This is a genomic window from Streptomyces sp. NBC_00012 (assembly GCF_045040875.1).
GTDB lineage: Bacteria > Actinomycetota > Actinomycetes > Streptomycetales > Streptomycetaceae > Streptomyces.
This window is the reverse complement of record NZ_CP108309.1, coordinates 5137394-5155445: the sequence shown is the minus strand read 5'-3', so window position 1 is coordinate 5155445 and position 18052 is coordinate 5137394. Positions and strand designations below refer to the sequence as shown.

The window sequence follows — 18052 nt, the reverse complement described above, 5'->3', positions numbered from 1 at the left end:
ATCGGCCCGGGTTCAGCGCACCCGGCCGACACCCACGTAGAAGCCGCTGCGCTCCTGCACCGGCACGGGCTCCTCGCGGTACCACTGAGTGGCGAAGACCAGTCCGGGCTCGACGAGCTCCAGCCCCTCGAAGAAGGGCTCGACCTCGCTCCGGGTACGCATCCGCAGCGGAATCGCCCCCTTCTTGTACGTGGCCTCGGTCTCGTCCTTCAGCTCCGGGTGCTGGTCGGCCGTGCCGTGCGAGAGCACCAGGAAACTGCCCGGCGGCAGGGCGTCGACCAGGGCACGGGTGATGCCGTACGGGTCCTCGTCGTCCGGCAGGAAGTGCAGCAGCGCGATCAGGGACAGCGCGATCGGCCGGTCGAAGTCCAGCAGCCTGCGGGCGTGCTCGACGATCGCCTCCGGCTTGCGCACATCCGCGTGGATGTAGTCGGTGGCCCCCTCCGGCCTGCTGATCAGCAGCGCCTCCGCGTGCCGCAGCACGATCGGGTCGTAGTCCGCGTAGACGATCCGGGCGGACGGTGTGATGCCCTGGACCACCTGATGCAGATTGGGCTCGGTGGGGATGCCGGTGCCGATGTCGAGGAACTGGTCGACGCCGTTGCGGGCCAGCCAGGCGGAGGCCCGGTGCATGAAGGCCCGGTTCCGCCCCGCGTTGCCCCGCGCCTCCGCGGGCAGCTGCTCCCCCACCTGCTGATCGACCGGATAGTTGTCCTTGCCGCCCAGGAGCCAGTCGTAGACGCGCGCGGGGTGGGGCCTGCTGGTGTCGATCCGGAGCCCGGGCTTGTCGACCGTCACGGGGCGCTCCTCTGGGTGCGGAGAATTCGGAAGAATCCGAGAGCGGGTAAGCGCGTTCAGCGTAGGTGATGCCCACGACGGAACGACGGCCGGAACCTCCTTGCGTTGAAGTGCACTTCAACCTCCACACTCCTTCTCACGGCCACCGAACGACGGCGGCCGTGACCGGAGGGGACACTCATGAAGTACCGCACCATCGGCACCGACCCCACGACCCGCCGCGAGGTGAGCGTCCTGGCGCTCGGCGCGATGCTCTTCGGGTCGGTCACCGACGAGAAGACCTCGTTCGCCGTCCTGGACCACTTCGTCGAGGCCGGCGGCACCTTCATCGACACCTCCGACAACTACGCCTACTGGGTCGACGGCGGCCTCGGCGGCCAGAGCGAGCGGCTGCTCGGGAAGTGGCGGCGCAGCCGCGGCATCGGCGACGAGATAGTCATCGCCACCAAGCTCGGCGCCGAACCGCTCGCGCCCGGCACCGGGTTCGTCGACAACCCGGAGGGCCTGTCGGCGAAGGCGGTCCGCGAGGCCGCCGAGCGCAGCCGGGAACGGCTCGGCGTGGAGAGGCTCGACCTGCTCTACGCGCACATCGAGGACCGGACCGTCCCCCTCGGTGAGACCGTCGAGGCGTTCGGGGAGCTGGTGGCCGAGGGAACGGTCGGGCTGCTGGGCGCCAGCAACCACGCCGTCTGGCGGGTGGAACGCGCCCGCGCGCTCGCGGCCGCCGCCGGACTGCCGGGCTACGAGGTCCTGCAGTACCAGCACAGCCACCTGCGCCCCCGGTTCGACATCCCCAGCCCGCTCTTCGAGGACGGCAGCCTCGGCCACGCCGGCCCCGAGATGCTCAGCTACCTGCGCGCCGAGCCCGCACTGACCCTGGTCGCGTACTCCCCGCTGCTCGCCGGCGCGTACACCCGCACGGACAAGCCGCTCCCCGCGGGCTACGACCACCCCGGCACCCCCGCACGGCTCGCGGTCCTGCGCGAGATCGCCGCCGAGACCGGAGCCGGCATCAACCAGGTCGTCCTGGCCTGGCAGATCGGCGGCCACCTGCCCGTGATCCCGCTGGCCGGCGCGTCGTCGGTGGCCCAGCTGAAGGAGAACCTGGCGGCGGTCGACCTGGACCTGACGGACGACCAGCGGGCCCGCCTGGACGCCGTGCACTGATCCTGGAGGCGAGGGGTGATCAGGTGCGCGACCTGCGGATTCCCCGCCTTGGGCAGACTCCGGCCGAACTCACCCCTGCCGACCCGCGCTCCCCATGGATCCCGTCCGTTCCGGCACGGGAGCGGAAGATCCAGCCCCTGCCCCGTCGCTTACTTGGGAGCCGCTTCGGCGCGAGTGATCGCGGCCCCCGGATCGCCGGCAGATCCTTCGGCACAGCGAGATCGCCGTGACCACGAAGGTCCACACGCACGTTCCCTCCGGGACGACGCGGAAGGCGCTGCGGAAGCTCGGCAAGCACCTGGGTCGGCAAGATCCGAAGCAGTTGCTGCACTTCGCTGCTGTACAACAACTCAAAGCCCCTACCGAGTGAACCCGGTAGGGGCTTTGGCGTGCGGTGGACCTGTGGGGATTTGAACCCCAGACCCCCTCGATGCGAACGAGGTGCGCTACCAGACTGCGCCACAGGCCCTTGCAACGAGTGAAACTCTAGCACCCCGAACGGGGTGCTCGGAAATCCGGTCCGCGCTGGTCAGCCGAGGCGGCGGCGCGGCGGGCCCGGAGGGGCTCACTCGTTGGCGGCCCGGGGGCGCTCGCCGTCCTCGTACTGGTCGAAGAGCGGGGTCCGGCCCCGGTCGCGGGTGCGACGGGGCTGGTTGGTGCGCTGGCGCGGCGCCGGGTCGACCGGGGGTGCCGCAGGGTGCGAGGTGCCCGTCTGGGTGGGCTCGGCGGCGCTGGAGCGGGCCGCGCTCCAGGTCTCCGGGTTGCCGACCTCGACGCCGCCGGTGGCGCGCGGGGCGACCGGGGCGGTGACGTAGGTCGGCAGCGGGACCGGGACCGGCTCCCAGCTGTCGCCCTGGGCCCGGCCGCGTTCGCGCTGCTGGTCGACCCACTCCGCGTGGTCCGTCTGCTCGACCAGGGCCCGGCGGCCCGCCTCCTGCGGGGAGACCGCGGGCGCGGGCTCCGGCTCGGGGCGGCGCACCTCGGGGCGGCGTGCCTCGGGCTCCTCTTCGGGCTCGGCGGGTGCCGCCGTGTCCGGCTGGTGCCTGCGGGGGCGGTTCTCGCGCAGGTGCTGCGCCGCCACCTCGGCCCGGCGCCGGTCCATGGTGAAGGCGAACCTGCGCCGCTCCTGGGCCCGCAGATGCACGATGTACGTACTCAGCAGCACGGCCGGAACCGCGGGCGCCCAGAGGAAGTGCAGGCCGCCGACGGCCGCGACGACCGCGCCGAGGGTGAAGGCCAGGAAGAGGACGACGGTGGTGCGCCGACGGCGCGCGAGGACCTGGAGGCGCTGGGCGCGCCGGACGCGCTCGGCGTCCGTTCCGCCCTGGCGCGAACGTGCGCGCCGGGCGGGTGCCGGTGCGGGTCGCTCCCCGGCGGCGCGCTCGGGCGCGCGCACCGGGTCGTGCGCCCGGGCCTCGGCGCGCGCCTCGGGCGCGGCGAAGGCCCGGACGTCCACGGAGACCATTCGGTCCGTGGCGACGTCCGGGTCGGCGTCGGGCTCCGCCTCCTCGGCGGTGCGCTCCCGCAGCTCCTTGGCATACCGGCGCTCCATCGCCGCCCGTCCGGACAGCAGCCGGATGGCGGTGCTGAAGCGTTCCGTCGGACGGGCTTCGTTGAGCTCGTCCTGCCTGCGGAGCCACATCGGCACCAAGTAGGCGGCCCAGGCCCCGACGATGACTGCGTAGATGAGGCCGCTGCTGCTCACGTCTCACACCGTAGAGGGGTTTGCGCGGAGGCATCCGCCAATTGGCCCGGTGTGTCGCACGATCCGGCTGATATCACGGACTTTTTTTGCGATTGTCCGGATCAACCGTGAGTGATTGTGCGTTCGCCATTGGTCAACTGCCGATCGATATCGAACACTTATTTTATTTCCCGTGGCGTCCCAGGTCGGGTCCGGTGCCAGCGCCGAAGCAGCCCGTCGGGCACTTCCTCGGCGGTGAGCGCATAGATCAGGTGGTCCCGCCAGGCGCCGTCGATGTGGAGATAGCGCGGGCGAAGGCCCTCTTCGCGGAATCCCAGTTTCTCCACGACTCTTCTGCTGGGTGCGTTCTCCGGCCGAATGCACACCTCGATGCGGTGCAGTCCGACCGCGCGGAAACAGTGGTCGACGGCGAGGGCGACCGCGGTCGGCATCACCCCGCGGCCGGCCACCTCCTGGTCGACCCAGTAGCCGACGTGCCCCGAGCACATCGAGCCCCAGGTGATCCCGGCGACCGTCAGCTGGCCGACCAGCCGGCCCTCGTACTCGATGGCGAAGGGCAGCATCCGGCCCGCGTTGGCCTCGGCGCGCAGGTGGCGGATCATCTGACGGTACGTGGGCCGCTGGGCCATCGGCCCGCCCGGGGCGGGCGGCGGCACGGTCGCCTCCCAAGGGCGCAGCCATTCGCGGTTGCGCCGGTTGACCTCGCGCCACATGCGCTGGTCGCGCAGCTTGATCGGACGGAGCACGATCTCGCCGTCGCTGAGGACCACCGGCCAGGTCGAGACGTTCAGCTCGGGCTCCCTGGTCGGGGGTGATCGCCGCCGCGCAACTGGTCGACGGCGTGCACCAGGAGACGGGCGAGGACAGCGAGTCCGTCACGCACCCCGCCGGTGGAGCCCGGCAGGTTCACGATGAGGGTGCGGCCCGCGACGCCCGCGAGGCCCCGGGAGAGCGCGGCGGTGGGGACCTTGTCGCGGCCCTCGGCGCGGATCGCCTCGGGGATGCCAGGGATCTCGTGGTCGAGGACGCGGCGGGTGGCCTCGGGCGTGCGGTCGGTGGGCGAGATGCCCGTACCGCCGGTCGTGACGATGACGTCGTACCCGGCCGCCGCCCCGGCGCGCAGGGCCTGTTCGACCGGGTCGCCGTCGGGCACGACCTGCGGGCCGTCGACGGCGAAGCCGAGCTGCGTGAGCGCCTCGGAGATCAGGGGGCCGCCCTTGTCGGCGTAGACGCCGGCCGAGGCGCGGTTGGAGGCGGTGACGACGAGGGCCCGGTAGGGGGACGGGGCCGGTGGCGTCCCGGGCGCCGTCACGCGTCCGCTCCGTCCGCCTCGGTGCGCTGGTGGTCCTCGGTGCGCCGGTAGTCGCCGGACTTGCCGCCGGACTTCGACTCGACCCGTACGTCCGTGATGACCGCCGACTTGTCGACCGCCTTGATCATGTCGATCACGGTGAGCGCCGCGACGGAGACGGCGGTCAGGGCCTCCATCTCGACGCCGGTGCGGTCCGTGGTCTTCACGGTGGCCAGGATCTCCACCGCGTCGTTGGCGACGCTCAGGTCGACCTCGACGCCGGAGACGGCCAGCGGGTGGCAGAGCGGGATCAGGTCGGGGGTGCGCTTGGCTCCCATGATCCCGGCGATCCGGGCGGTGGCGAGGGCGTCGCCCTTGGGGACCCCTTCGCCACGGAGCAGCTCGACCACGCGCGGCGAGACGAGGACCCGGCCGCTCGCGCGGGCCACCCGCGCCGTGACGTCCTTCTCCGAGACGTCCACCATGCGGGCCGCGCCCGCCTCATCGATGTGCGTCAGCCTGTTCTGCGTACTCAACTAACTCCGCCTCGCGGTAGGGCGCCGGACAGCCCTGGGCGCGCACCGGGGTGCGGGCCGGGGGCCCGGGGGTGTCCCCGGGAAGGCACAGCGCCAGACACCGTACCGCCACCGCCCCGGGATCAGCGGAGCAGGATCACCTCGGTGTCCGTGCCGGGCTCGGCGGAGGTGACGTCCTCGGGCAGCACGATGAGTGCGTCGGACTGGGCGAGTGCGGCGATCAGATGCGATCCGGAACCGCCGACGGGGGTGACCGTGCCGGCCTCCGCGTCGTACGTGCCGCGCAGGAACTGGCGCCTGCCGGACGGCGAGGAGAGTGCCTTGTCGGTGTTCAGCACGGCCCGGACGGTGGGGCGGTTCACGTCCGGCAGGCCCATCAGGGCACGGATCGCGGGCCGTACGAACAGCTCGAAGGAGATGTACGACGAGACGGGGTTGCCCGGCAGCGCCAGCAGCGGGGTGTGGTCGGGGCCGATCGAGCCGAAGCCCTGCGGCTTGCCCGGCTGCATGGCGAGCTTGCGGAAGTCGATGCCGCTGCCCGGTTCGTCCTCGTCGCCCACCGAGGACAGGGCCTCCTTGACGACGTCGTACGCGCCGACGCTGACGCCTCCGGTGGTGACGACGATGTCGGCCCGGATCAGCTGGTCCTCGATGGTGGCGCGGAGCGTATCGGCGTCGTCGGTGACGGCGCCGACCCGGTAGGCGATCGCGCCGGCGTCCTTGGCCGCGGCCGTGAGCGCGAAGCTGTTCGAGTCGTAGATCCGGCCGCCGGTCAGTTCCTCGCCGGGCTGGACCAGTTCGCTGCCGGTGGAGATGACGACGACGCGCGGCCGGGGCCGCACCTTCACCGTCGAGCGGCCGATCGCCGCGAGCAGGCCGATCTGAGGCGGGCCGATCACCGATCCGGCGCTCAACGCCAGATCGCCCGGCTTCACGTCGCTGCCGCGGGCCCTGACATGGGCGCGGGCCTCCACTGAGCGGTGCACCCGGACCTCACCGCCCGCTCCCTCCGGGGCCTCGCGCAGGGAGCGCATGGTGTCGGCGGGGCCGCCGCCCGTACCGCCGTCGGTCCACTCGACCGGGACCACGGCCTCGGCACCGGCCGGCAGCGGGGCGCCGGTCATGATCCGGGCGGCCTCGCCGGGGCCGAGGCTCCGGTCGCCGGGCAGGCCGTCGCTGCCCGCCGCGACGTCACCGATGACCGTGAGCACCGCGGGGAACTCCTCGTCGGCACCCTCGACATCGGCGACGCGGACGGCGTACCCGTCCATCGAGCTGTTGTCGAAGGGCGGCAGGGCGATCTCCACCATGACGTCCTCGACGAGAACGCAGCCCTGGGCGTCGTGCAGTTGCAGCTCGATGGGTTCGAGCGGTCGCACCGCGCCGAGAATGTCGTCCAGGTGCTCGTCCACCGACCAGATCGCGCTGCTCAAGGTGCTACATCTCCTCAGTGACGTAACTGCGGAGCCAGGTCTTGAAGTCCGGGCCCAGGTCTTCACGTTCGCACGCGAGTCTGACAATGGCACGGAGGTAATCGCTGCGGTCGCCGGTGTCATAGCGGCGGCCCTTGAAGACGACACCGTGCACCGGGCCGCCCACCTTCTCGTCCTCCGCGAGGAGCTGGAGGGCGTCGGTGAGCTGGATCTCGCCGCCGCGGCCCGGCTCGGTCCTGCGCAGTATGCCGAAGACGGCGGGGTCCAGGACGTAGCGGCCGATGATGGCGAGGTTGCTGGGCGCCTCGGCCGACTCGGGCTTCTCGACGAGGCCGGTGATGCGCACCACATCGCCCTCGGCGGTGGGCTCGACGGCCGCGCAGCCGTACTGGTGGATCTGCTCCGGCGCGACCTCCATCAGCGCGATGACGCTGCCGCCCTCGCGCTCCTGGATCTCGACCATGCGGGCCAGCAGCGGGTCGCGCGGGTCGATCAGGTCGTCGCCCAGGAGGACCGCGAACGGCTGGTCCCCCACGTGCGGTGCGGCGCACAGCACGGCGTGTCCGAGGCCGCGCGGGTCGCCCTGGCGGACGTAATGCATGGTGGCCAGGTCGCTCGACTCCTGGACCCTCTTGAGCCGTTCCGCGTCTCCCTTGCGGGTGAGCGCCGACTCCAGCTCGTAGTTGCGGTCGAAGTGGTCCTCGAGCGGGCGCTTGTTGCGGCCGGTGATCATCAGCACGTCGGAGAGACCGGCGGTCACCGCTTCCTCGACGACGTACTGGATCGCGGGCTTGTCGACCACAGGCAGCATCTCCTTGGGAGTGGCTTTGGTGGCCGGCAGGAAGCGGGTACCGAGTCCCGCGGCCGGAATGACAGCCTTGCTGATCCTGGGGTGCGACTGAGTCATGCGCAGAACCATATCCGGTGCGTATGTGAGGAAGATGAGGCTCCGGTTAACTTTGTACGCCTATACGCGCATGTGAGAGATCAGGGGTGCCCGTTGAGCACAGAGATGTCCCGAAAGGTGCTTCTGCGACGTGAACTGCTGGCCGCGCGACGCCTTCTGACCGGGGAAGACGTGGAAAACGCCGATGTGGTTCTGTCCCGGAACGCATTGTCTCTTCCGGAGCTGTCCGGGGCCCGTACCGTCGCCGCGTACGTCTCGGTGGGCACCGAGCCCGGTACCCGCACGCTGCTGGACGCGTTGCACGCCCGGGGGGTGCGGGTGCTGCTGCCGGTGCTCCTCGCGGACGACGATCTGGACTGGGCTCCGTACGAAGGCCCCGGGCGTCTCGTACGGGCCGGCCGCGGGCTGCTGGAGCCGGGCGGGGAGCCGCTGGGCCGCGACGCCGTCCTGGAGGCCGACGCGGTCCTGCTGCCGGGGCTCGCGGTGGACGGCCGCGGGATGCGGCTCGGCCGCGGCGGCGGCAGCTACGACCGGGTGCTGGCGCGGCTCGCGGCGGCGGGCACCCACCCGGCGCTGATCGTCCTGCTCTACGACGACGAGGTGGTCGCACGGGTCCCGGAGGAACCGCACGACCACCCCGTGGACGTGGTGGTGACACCGGCGACGACCCGCCGGACGGGCCGCCAGGGCCGCTAGGGCCACCGGGGCCCTGTCCGGCGAGGTCAGGACCGGACGGGCCGCTAGGGCTTGAGGGTCAGGGTGTCGGTCGTCGATTTGCCGACGGCGTTGGTGCCGAAGGACCAGTCGAGAAGTTCACCGTTGACCCACTTGTCGGTCTGGTCGGTGTAGTGCGCGCTGAACGCGTGCCCGGAGGCGCCGGTGAGGTTGATCCAGCGGGACTTGTCCCAGTCCCCCACGTTGACCACCATCCGCATCGACGGGACCCAGATGACCTCGTAGCCGCCTGCCGCGTTCCAGCCGGCGGCGTTCACCGCGGCCTCGCCGCCGCCCAGGTTCCACGGGCCGCGGTTGAGGGCCCGCTGGAGCAGGCCGGGGCCCTCGGTGCCGAGGGTCTGGTTCTTCAGGGTCAGCTGGTGCAGCCGGCCCCAGCTCCAGGTGGTGATGTCCTTGCCGAGCTTGGCGGTCAGCTCCCAGCGGGCGTCCTCCATGGCACGGGCGAAAAGCTGGTCACGGTTCTCGGTCGGCTCGTCCCGGCCGCTCCTCGGCGCCTTCCACCAGTCGCTGTTCTGGTCCTCCATCAGATCGGCGACCACCTGGTACCAGCGGTCACCGCCGTCCGGCTGAGCGGAGTCCGCGTCCCGCTGGCCGCACTCGCGCACCAGCCTGCGCTGCTCGTCGACCGGGCCCGAACCGCCGGCCCGGGGCACGTTGAGGCACTCGCCCTCGACGCGCAGTTCCTTGGGCAGCTTGTTGCCGAAGGCCAGCTTGAGGATGTTGCGCCAGACCGCGTTGAAGTACGCCGCCGCGGCCGAGTCGGACTCCTGGGCGTAGTCCCAGCCTTCCAGGAGCTTCTGTGCCTCGCGGACACTCTTGTCCGAGACATTGATCTTCATCAGCTCGGGCACCAGCAGCGCGGCGATCTCGCTGGTGTTGTCCATCTGCATCTTCTGCATGTCCTCGGTCGAGATCTTCCCCCCGTCCTTGATCTTCGACTGGATGAGGTCGTCGATCCGCTGGCTGCGGCTGCCGTAGCCCCAGTCCTTGGTGAGCAGGTGGGGGTACTTCTTCTCGTCGATGACGGCCTGGTTGGCGGTGACGATGTAGCCGCGCTTCGGGTTGTACTCGTAGGGCAGCTCGTCGAACGGGATCGGCTCCTCCTTCCAGCCGTACTTCGAGGACCAGCCGGGGCTGGGCATCGTGCCGTCGCCGTCGAGGCGGACCGGGATCTTCCCGGGTGCCTGGTAGCCGATGTTGCCCTTGATGTCGGCGTAGATGAGGTTCTGCGAGGGGACCTCGAAGTGCTCGGCCGCCGCCTGGAAGGTCTTGAAGTCCTTGGCCCGGTTCAGCTCGAAGACGGCGTCCATGGACTTGCCGGCATCCAGCGCGGTCCACCTCAGGGCGACCGCGTAGCCGTCGGCCCGGTCCGGAGCGGAGTTGGTGACGGGGGCCTTCTGGCCGACCTTCTCCATCTCGCTGCTGCGGTCGGAGACCAGCGGGCCGTTGTTGGTCTCGCGGACGGTGATCGTCCGGTCCTCGCCACCCGCGACCTTGATGACCTCGTCGCGGACGGTGAAGGGCTTGACCTTGCCGTCGTACAGGTAGCCGTCGCCGGAGACCTTCTCCAGGAAGAGGTCGGTGACGTCGGCGCCGAGGTTGGTGAAGCCCCAGGCGATGTCCTGGTTGTGACCGATTATCACGCCGGGCATACCGGCGAAGGTGTAGCCCGCTGTGTCGTACTGGCACTTCGCGCTGATCTCGCGGCAGTGCAGGCCCATCTGGTACCAGAGCGAGGGCAGCTGCGGCGCCAGGTGCGGGTCGTTGGCGAGCAGCGGCTTGCCGGTCGTCGTGTAGTTGCCGGAGACCACCCAGGAGTTGGACCCGATGCCGTTGCCGTTCGGGCCGAGCAGTGCCGGGATCTCGTCGAGGGTGTCGGAGAGCGCGGAGAGCTGGGTGTTCAGGCCCTCGGTGGCGCCCTGCGCGGTGTCCGAGCCGATTTTGTCGGACGGGGTCGCGTCCGGGTCGAACTTCCCGGTGACCGGGGAGACCGCCCCCTGGTCGACGATCGGCCGGTGCTTGTACTGGTACGCCGGGTAGAGGTCCTTGATCTGCTTCGTGTCGAGCCTGCTGGTCATCAGCGAGCGGTCGATCTCGTCCTGCATGTTGCCGCGCAGGTCCCAGGCCATGGCCTTGAGCCAGGCGACCGAGTCGACCGGGGTCCACTCGGTGGGCTTGTAGTCGTTGGTGAAGCCGAGGGCCGCGTACTCGACGGAGATGTCCTTGCCGTCACGCCCCTTGAGGTAGGCGTTCACGCCGTCCGCGTACGCCTGGAGGTTCTTCTTGGTGTCCTCGGACAGGACGTTGTCGTACTCCTCCTGCGCGACCTTGCGCCAGCCCAGCGTGCGCAGGAAGGAGTCCGTCTCGACCTGTCCCGAGCCGAACATCTCGGAGAGCCGGCCGGCCGTCATGTGACGGCGGACGTCCATCTCCCAGAAGCGGTCCTGCGCCTGGACGAAGCCCTGGGCGCGGAAGAGGTCGGCGTCGGAGTCCGCGTACAGCTGCGGGATTCCGTAGCTGTCGCGTTTGACGTCCACGCTCCCGTCGAGGCCGTCGAGCTTCGTCGACCCAGTGGTCTGCGGGTACGAGGCCCGCACGGTGGAGACGGACCAGAACGCGCCGTAACCGATACCCGCGACAAGCGCCAGCACCAGAACGATCACGATCAGGCGGGCACGTCGCCCCTTCTTCCTGCCGGTCTTCGCACCGGCGGAACCGGTGGAGCCGGTGGTACCGGAAGAGGCGGTTGTGTTGGCGGGCATCGCTGTCCTTCGAGGGGCAGGTGGTCCAGGGAGTGCAGGAGCAACCATAGGCGCAGCGCGGGGACGGCTCTGACGCGGTATCTGGATGATTCGAATTGCGTAGCGATCGTACGAATGCTCGAAGGCATCAAGAAAACGTTAAAGATTAGGTAAGGTAACGAAGTACCGGCCGCCAATGGCCGATGCCGAGGGGCGATCCGGTCGAAGCCGGTCGCGCCGTCCGATCCGATCGGTTCCTCCGATCAGATCGATTCGTTCGACTCGGCAGGCGTACGCAGGGAAGGAACGGCCACTGTCTGTCCACACGCTCAACGAACTCCTGCTCGTCTGCTCACTCGTACTGCTCGTCGCGGTGGTGGCGGTGCGCGTCTCGTCCCGCAGCGGGCTCCCCAGCCTGCTCCTGTACCTCGGCATCGGGATCGCCATAGGGCAGGACGGCTTCTTCGACGTCAAGTTCGACAATGCGGAGCTGACCCAGGTCATCGGCTATGCCGCGCTTGTCGTGATCCTCGCCGAGGGCGGTCTCGGCACGAAGTGGAAAGAGATCAGACCGGCGCTGCCCGCCGCGGTGATGCTCTCGCTGGTCGGCGTCGCGGTGAGTGTGGGCGTCACGGCGGCCGGGGCGCACTACCTGGTCGGCCTGGACTGGCGGCAGTCGCTGATCATCGGCGCGGTCGTCTCGTCGACGGACGCCGCGGCCGTCTTCTCCGTGCTGCGCAAGGTGCCGCTGCCCGCCCGGGTCACCGGTGTGCTGGAGGCCGAGTCCGGCTTCAACGACGCCCCGGTGGTGATCCTGGTGGTCGCCTTCTCGACCACGGGACCGGTGGATAGCTGGTACGTGCTGGTCGGCGAGATAGCTCTGGAGCTCGCCATCGGCGCCGCCATGGGTATCGCCGTCGGCTGGCTCGGCTCGTACGGACTGCGTCGCGTGGCGCTGCCCGCGTCCGGTCTCTACCCGATCGCCGTGATGGCGATCGCGGTGTCGGCGTACGCGGCCGGCGCCCTGGTCCACGGCAGTGGCTTCCTCGCCGTGTATCTGGCCGCGATGATCCTCGGCAACGCCAAGCTGCCGCACTGGCCCGCCACCCGCGGCTTCGCCGACGGGCTCGGCTGGCTGGCGCAGATCGGCATGTTCGTGCTGCTCGGCCTGCTGGTCACACCGCACGACCTGCTCGACGACTTCTGGCCCGCGGTCATCGTGGGCCTGGTGCTGACCGTGGTGGCGCGTCCGCTGGAGGTCTTCATCTCGCTGGCACCGTTCCGGCTGCCCTGGCAGGAGAAGGCCCTCATGTCCTGGGCGGGGCTGCGCGGCGCCGTGCCCATCATCCTGGCGACCATCCCGATGGTCGCCGGGGTCGAGGGCTCCACCCGCGTCTTCAACATCGTCTTCGTTCTCGTCATCGTCTACACCCTCATCCAGGGGCCGACCCTGCCCTGGCTGGCGAAGGCCCTGAAGATCTCCGACGATCCGGCCGAGGCCGCCGACCTGGGCATCGAGTCGGCGCCGCTGGAGCGGCTGCGCGGTCATCTGCTGTCGGTGGCGATCCCCGGCCGGTCGAAGATGCACGGCGTGGAGGTCGGGGAGCTGCGGCTGCCCGCCGGGGCCGCCGTCACCCTCGTCGTACGGGACGGCAAGAGCTTCGTACCGGCGCCCTCGACCGTGCTGCGGCGCGGCGACGAGCTGCTGGTGGTCACCACCGATCCGGTGCGCGACGCGGCCGAGGAACGGCTGCGCGCGGTCGGCGAGGGCGGCAAGCTCGCGGGCTGGCTGGGGGCCGGCGGCAGTGGAGACGGAGGTGGCAGCAGGGGCGGCGGTGGCTCCGGTGAGGGCCGCCCGGGGTCGCATGCGGCGCACGACGTGTCACACGCGCTGAAGGCCGTGAAACGGCTGGGGAAGACGGGCGGCCCGAAGACGCATCACTGAGAGCGCCCGCACGGGCACTTCCGATCCGAGGCATCGAGGGAGTCCTTGCGCACAATCACAGGTGCACAAGGCCCTCTGCCTGTATCATGAAGGGACTCGATCGCCCCCTTGTTACGGGGTTGGTCGACCCGATCGACCAACCCGAACGACCAACTCTGCCTGATGCAGAGCTGGCGCGACCGTATGGCGGTCGTGGCGTCCTCCGCCTCTGCTGAGCGCCCGGCATCTACCGCAGTTCCGCGCGAAGAGGACAGCTCTCGGCAGCACCCGCACGAACGAGCCCGCACCCATCCGTGCCGGCCGTCTCGCGGGAGCTCAGCCACCAGGCGGCAGAAAGGCATGGACCGTGGCGTCCACGGTCACCGACCGCCCCGGTTACGGGCAGTTGCTGCGCACCCCGGGTGCGTGGACTTTTCTCCTTCCGGGCTTCGCCGCACGGCAGCCCTTCGCGATGCTGACCATCGGCATCGTGCTCCTGGTCCAGCACACCACCGGTTCGTACGGCAGCGCGGGCGCCGTCGCCGCCGTGACCGGTGTCGCCATGGCCCTGTTCGCACCGCAGACCGGCAAGCTCGCCGACCGCTTCGGCCAGCGTGCCGTTCTGCTGCCCGGCGTCCTGGTGCACGCGGCGTCCGTCTCGGCGCTGACGGCACTGGCGCTGGCGGACGCGCCCCTGTGGGCGCTGTTCGTGGCGGCCGTGCCGACGGGTGCGTCCGTTCCGCAGGTCGGGCCGATGGTGCGGGCCCGCTGGGCGGCCGCGCTCGGCGCGGCACCCGGCCGCGAGGCCTCGCCGCTGCTGTCCACGGCAGCCGCCTTCGAATCGGTGACGGACGAGTTCACCTTCGTCATCGGCCCGGTGCTCGCCACCGCGCTGTGCACGGGAGTGCACCCGGCGGCCGGCCTGATCACGGAGGCCGCGCTGACCCTGGTCGGCGGGCTGCTCTTCGCCGCACAGCGCCGCACCCAGCCCACGGTGCGCAACGCCGAGTCCGGCACGTCCGAGCGGCACGCCTCCGCCCTGTCCGTACCGGGCGTGCGGGTGCTCGCGGTGGCCTTCCTCGGGATCGGCGCGGTCTTCGGCGGGATGCAGGTCTCGCTGACCGCCTTCGCCGAGGAGATCGGCCGCCCGGGAGCGAACGGCCTGCTGTACGGCGTCTTCGCGGCCGGCAACATGCTGGCCGGGATCGCCTGCGGTGCCATCGCCTGGAAGAGCGGGCCGCGACGGCGGCTGATCGTCGGGTACGCGGCACTCACCCTGACCGCGTCCGGCCTGTGGGCGGTGCACTCGATGCCACTGCTGGCCGGACTCGGACTTCTGGTCGGGCTCTCCATCGCCCCGGCCCTGATCAGCGGCTACACGCTGGTCGAGGCGCTGGTGCCGGGGTCCGCCCGGACCGAGGCGTTCACCTGGCTGACCGGCTCGGTCGCGCTCGGCCAGGCGGCAGCGGTGACGGTCGCCGGGCAGCTCGCGGACGCCCACGGGGCCAGCACCGGTTTCCTGGTCCCGCTCGTGGGCACCGTACTGGCGCTGATCACCCTGGTTTCCCTGCGTTCCAGGCTCGCGGCCGCCGCCCCTGGACGGACCGTCGCGCGTGGTGTCGGTCACCGGAAGCCGGTCACGGTGGACTGATGCAGCGGAATACGTCAGTATGGAGCGTCGTTAGCACTCATTGAGTCAGAGTGCCAGGAGGAGCAAGTGCCGACCTATCAGTACCAGTGCACCGAATGTGGCGAGGGCCTCGAGGCGGTGCAGAAGTTCACCGATGACGCCCTCACCGTGTGCCCGAGCTGCGATGGACGCCTGAAGAAGGTGTTCTCGGCGGTCGGCATCGTCTTCAAGGGTTCCGGTTTCTACCGGAACGACAGCCGCGGCTCCTCGTCGAGCAGCACGTCGGCTTCGTCCTCGGCGAAGGCTTCCGGTTCCGCTTCGTCCGATTCCTCGTCTTCTTCGACGTCGTCCTCGTCGACGGGATCCGACTCGAAGTCGTCCTCTTCCTCGACGGCGTCCTCGTCGTCCTCGTCCGCTCCCTCGACGAGCGGCACGTCGGCCGCCTGAGCCGAACCGCACTTCTGCCGGGAGCCCCACCGATCCGTTCGGCGGGGCTCCCGGCGTTTTCGCACACCGATACTGTGACCGCATGGTGAACGCAGAGATCGGTGTCATCGGCGGCTCGGGCTTGTACTCCTTCCTGGAGGACGTCGCTGAGGTGCGCGTGGACACCCCGTACGGACCGCCGAGCGACTCCCTCTTCCTCGGCGAGGTCGGCGGCCGCCGAGTCGCCTTCCTCCCCCGCCACGGACGCGGCCACCACCTGCCGCCGCACCGCATCAACTACCGGGCCAACATGTGGGCGCTGCGCTCCGTCGGTGTACGTCAGGTGCTCGGCCCGTGCGCGGTGGGCGGCCTGCGCCCGGAGTACGGTCCGGGCACCCTGCTCGTCCCGGACCAGCTGGTGGATCGCACCAAGGCCCGGACACAGACGTACTACGACGGGGTGCCCCGGGCCGACGGGGCGGAGTCGAACGTCCTGCACCTGGGCTTCGCCGATCCGTACTGCCCCGACGGGCGCAGGGCCGCACTGGCGGCGGCTCGGGCGAAGAACTGGGAACCGGTGGACGGCGGGACGCTGGTGGTCGTCGAGGGGCCGCGCTTCTCGACCCGGGCGGAATCTCGCTGGCATGCGGCGATGGGCTGGTCGGTGGTCGGGATGACCGGTCACCCGGAGGCCGTCCTCGCCCGTGAGCTGGGCCTCTGCTACACGACGATGACCCTGGTGACGGACCTGGACGCGGGCGCGGAGGCCGGCGAGGGCGTCTCGCACGAGGAGGTGCTGAAGGTGTTCGCGGCCAACGTGGACCGGCTGCGCGCGGTGCTCTTCGACGTGGTGGCCGCACTGCCCGCGGAGGCGGACCGGGACTGCCCGTGCTCGCATGCGCTGGACGGCCTCAATCCGGGGATCGCGCTGCCTTAGCGGGGTGGGGCTTGGCGGGGCGGGGCGGGGCTGAGCTTGGCGGGGCTGGGCTTGGTGTGGTGGGGCTCGGTTTGGTGGGGCTCGGTGCGGTGGGGCGGGTGACTGTTGCGGTGTGAGTGGGTGACGGAGTTGTCCACAACTCCGGGGCTGTCCACAGGCTTCGGCGGGAATCTCGCGAACGGTGAATCGTGAGGAGTGTTCGTCCGAAACTCCCCATGACTCCTCACAGCAGGTGGTGTCGCCCATGTTCGCGTCCTCCGCGCCGTCTCAGTCGCCCTCTCCGTCGTTCTCCCCATTGCCCTCTCCGTCACCGGCGCCGCCACCCTGCGGGGTGCCCGCGTTCGCGCCTCTGCGGGTGCGCGGAGGCGGTGGGCACCGGCTGCGGCGGGCGTTGTGGCGGCAGCGCCGTGCCTTTGCGGCCGGACTGGCCCTGACGGCCGCCGCGCTCGCCGCCACGGGGCTGGGCGGTGACGGCACGGGCGCGGGCGGCCATGCCGCGTACGGGGCGGGAGCCGGGCCTGCGGCGGGAGCGCTGCCGAAGCCGGCGCGGCGACCTGCTCGGCTGGTGTCCGCGCCGGTCCGGATCGCGGATGCGGAGACAGTCCGCTTATTGCGGCCCGGTGACCACGTCGACGTGATCGCCTCCGGGGAATCCGGAACCAGGGCCGGGGCCGGGGCCGGAACCGGGGCCGGGGCCGGGGCCGGAACCGGGGCCGGGGCCCGGGTGCTGGCGAAGGGCGCGCGGGTGGCGGAGGTGCCGCAGACCCTGGCCGACGGGTCCGAGGGCTCCGGGGCATTCGTGGGTTCCGGCGGCTACACGGAGGACGGTGCGCTGATCGTGCTGGCCGTTCCCCGGGAAACCGCCACCGCACTGGCCGGCGCGGGGATCTCGTCCCAACTGGCGGTGATCCTGTGTTGATTCACACTTCTGATCGGTCAAGTCACCTTGCCAAGCATGAGGATTGGGTGGTTTCTACGCGTACTGCCGTAAGTTGCGGAGGAGTTTGCTCCGCCTACAGAACACGCGCAGGAAGGCTCACCTGTGAGCGAGAAGAAGGTCAGTCTGCTGGAAGGGTTCAAAGCCTTCCTGATGCGCGGCAACGTGATCGATCTGGCGGTCGCCGTCGTCATCGGTGCCGCGTTCACCCAGGTCGTGAACTCGATCGTCAAGGGAGTCATCAACCCGCTGGTCGGTGCGTTCGGCACGAAGGACCTGGAGGGCTACAGCTCCTGCCTCAAGGGCCCCTGCGTCACGGACCCGAAGACGGGCGAGGCCACCGAGGGCATCCGGATCCTGTGGGGCTCGGTGCTCAGCGCCACCCTCAGCTTCCTGATCACGGCAGCCGTCGTGTACTTCCTGATGGTCCTGCCCATGGCCAAGTACCTGGCCAAGCGGGCGGCGATGCAGGCCGCGAAGGAAGGGGTGCGGGAGACGCTGGAGGTGAGCGAGCTGGAGGTGCTGAAGGAGATCCGCGACGCCCTCGTCTCGCAGCGCGGCGGCCCGGCGGGCGAGAGCGGCGAGAACCCCGGCCGGGGTCACGACCAGTAGCGCGACGCGCAGCGGTAGAACCGGCGGCAACACCGCCGGACCACCACGGAGCGGGGAATCAGATGTGGTGGGGCGGCTTCTCGTCAAGGAAGCGCGCCAGATCGGCGGCGCTGCCACCGGCCGGGGCCCGCTCGCCCCACCCTCGGTCCGTATCGTCCGCGGACTGCTGGTCCAGCGGATCGTCGAAGATCAGAGCCGGTTTCGGTTTCGGCCGGTCCGGCTGGGAGGGCTTCGAATCACGCGGGCCGGGGGCGGGGGCGGTGCTCATACGTC

17 protein-coding genes and 1 tRNA gene are annotated in these 18052 nt (G+C 70.6%); 8 read left to right on the top strand and 10 right to left on the bottom strand.

Features of this window, described 5'->3' with window-relative positions:
- Positions 1–12 precede the first annotated feature (12 nt).
- Positions 13–798, bottom strand: coding sequence for an SAM-dependent methyltransferase (locus OHA19_RS23770; protein ID WP_405713531.1), 786 nt, complete (start codon positions 796–798; stop codon positions 13–15).
- Between the two features lie 180 nt (positions 799–978).
- On the opposite strand from OHA19_RS23770, the gene OHA19_RS23765 reads away from it, so the two are divergent.
- Positions 979–1965 (top strand): aldo/keto reductase, encoded by a 987-nt coding sequence (locus tag OHA19_RS23765; protein ID WP_405751450.1) that lies wholly within the window; start codon positions 979–981, stop codon positions 1963–1965.
- Between the two features lie 395 nt (positions 1966–2360).
- Here OHA19_RS23765 and OHA19_RS23760 read toward each other — a convergent pair.
- From OHA19_RS23760 to galU, 7 genes are all read right to left on the bottom strand, one after another.
- Positions 2361–2434: transfer RNA gene (locus tag OHA19_RS23760), tRNA-Ala, on the bottom strand.
- 96 nt (positions 2435–2530) lie between these two features.
- Positions 2531–3670, bottom strand: coding sequence for a gephyrin-like molybdotransferase receptor GlpR (gene glpR, locus OHA19_RS23755; RefSeq protein WP_405713535.1), 1140 nt, complete (start codon positions 3668–3670; stop codon positions 2531–2533).
- 158 nt (positions 3671–3828) lie between these two features.
- Positions 3829–4440 carry a GNAT family N-acetyltransferase gene (locus OHA19_RS23750; protein WP_405713537.1) on the bottom strand — a complete coding sequence of 204 codons (612 nt, stop codon included), beginning with the start codon at positions 4438–4440 and terminating at the stop codon, positions 3829–3831.
- Positions 4441–4457: 17 nt separating this feature from the next.
- The gene (locus tag OHA19_RS23745; RefSeq protein WP_405713539.1) at positions 4458–4982 is read right to left on the bottom strand and encodes a molybdenum cofactor biosynthesis protein B; all 525 of its coding nucleotides are present in this window, start codon (positions 4980–4982) and stop codon (positions 4458–4460) included.
- Entirely contained in the window at positions 4979–5497 is a 519-nt protein-coding gene (gene moaC / locus OHA19_RS23740; protein WP_405713541.1) for a cyclic pyranopterin monophosphate synthase MoaC, read from the bottom strand. Before moaC ends, OHA19_RS23745 begins: the two co-directional genes overlap by 4 nt.
- A 122-nt stretch (positions 5498–5619) precedes the next feature.
- Complete coding sequence (gene glp / locus OHA19_RS23735) at positions 5620–6930, bottom strand: gephyrin-like molybdotransferase Glp (RefSeq protein ID WP_405713543.1); 1311 nt, start codon at positions 6928–6930, stop codon at positions 5620–5622.
- A gap of 4 nt (positions 6931–6934) precedes the next feature.
- Positions 6935–7837 (bottom strand): UTP--glucose-1-phosphate uridylyltransferase GalU, encoded by a 903-nt coding sequence (galU, locus tag OHA19_RS23730; protein ID WP_405713545.1) that lies wholly within the window; start codon positions 7835–7837, stop codon positions 6935–6937.
- Positions 7838–7942: 105 nt separating this feature from the next.
- Here galU and OHA19_RS23725 point away from each other — a divergent pair, with 105 nt between their 5' ends.
- Positions 7943–8533 carry a 5-formyltetrahydrofolate cyclo-ligase gene (locus tag OHA19_RS23725; RefSeq protein WP_405713547.1) on the top strand — a complete coding sequence of 197 codons (591 nt, stop codon included), beginning with the start codon at positions 7943–7945 and terminating at the stop codon, positions 8531–8533.
- Positions 8534–8577: 44 nt separating this feature from the next.
- Here OHA19_RS23725 and OHA19_RS23720 read toward each other — a convergent pair whose 3' ends face one another.
- Complete coding sequence (locus OHA19_RS23720; RefSeq protein WP_405713549.1) at positions 8578–11334, bottom strand: penicillin acylase family protein; 2757 nt, start codon at positions 11332–11334, stop codon at positions 8578–8580.
- Between the two features lie 352 nt (positions 11335–11686).
- Between OHA19_RS23720 and OHA19_RS23715 the strand changes: the two genes are divergently transcribed.
- From OHA19_RS23715 to OHA19_RS23690, 6 genes are all read left to right on the top strand, one after another.
- Positions 11687–13258, top strand: coding sequence for a potassium/proton antiporter (locus OHA19_RS23715; protein ID WP_405713551.1), 1572 nt, complete (start codon positions 11687–11689; stop codon positions 13256–13258).
- Positions 13259–13604: 346 nt separating this feature from the next.
- Complete coding sequence (locus OHA19_RS23710; protein ID WP_405713552.1) at positions 13605–14888, top strand: MFS transporter; 1284 nt, start codon at positions 13605–13607, stop codon at positions 14886–14888.
- Positions 14889–14954: 66 nt separating this feature from the next.
- Positions 14955–15314 carry an FmdB family zinc ribbon protein gene (locus OHA19_RS23705; RefSeq protein ID WP_405713554.1) on the top strand — a complete coding sequence of 120 codons (360 nt, stop codon included), beginning with the start codon at positions 14955–14957 and terminating at the stop codon, positions 15312–15314.
- Positions 15315–15396: 82 nt separating this feature from the next.
- Positions 15397–16230 carry an S-methyl-5'-thioadenosine phosphorylase gene (locus OHA19_RS23700; protein ID WP_405713556.1) on the top strand — a complete coding sequence of 278 codons (834 nt, stop codon included), beginning with the start codon at positions 15397–15399 and terminating at the stop codon, positions 16228–16230.
- A 244-nt stretch (positions 16231–16474) separates the two neighbouring features.
- Positions 16475–17149: a hypothetical protein gene (locus tag OHA19_RS23695; RefSeq protein ID WP_405751448.1), complete on the top strand. Its 675-nt coding sequence runs from the start codon at positions 16475–16477 to the stop codon at positions 17147–17149.
- Positions 17150–17272: 123 nt separating this feature from the next.
- Positions 17273–17779, top strand: coding sequence for an MscL family protein (locus OHA19_RS23690; RefSeq protein WP_405751445.1), 507 nt, complete (start codon positions 17273–17275; stop codon positions 17777–17779).
- A 58-nt stretch (positions 17780–17837) separates the two neighbouring features.
- On the opposite strand, the gene OHA19_RS23685 is transcribed toward OHA19_RS23690, so the two are convergent.
- Positions 17838–18047 carry a hypothetical protein gene (locus tag OHA19_RS23685; protein ID WP_326766087.1) on the bottom strand — a complete coding sequence of 70 codons (210 nt, stop codon included), beginning with the start codon at positions 18045–18047 and terminating at the stop codon, positions 17838–17840.
- Positions 18048–18052: the final 5 nt, after the last annotated feature.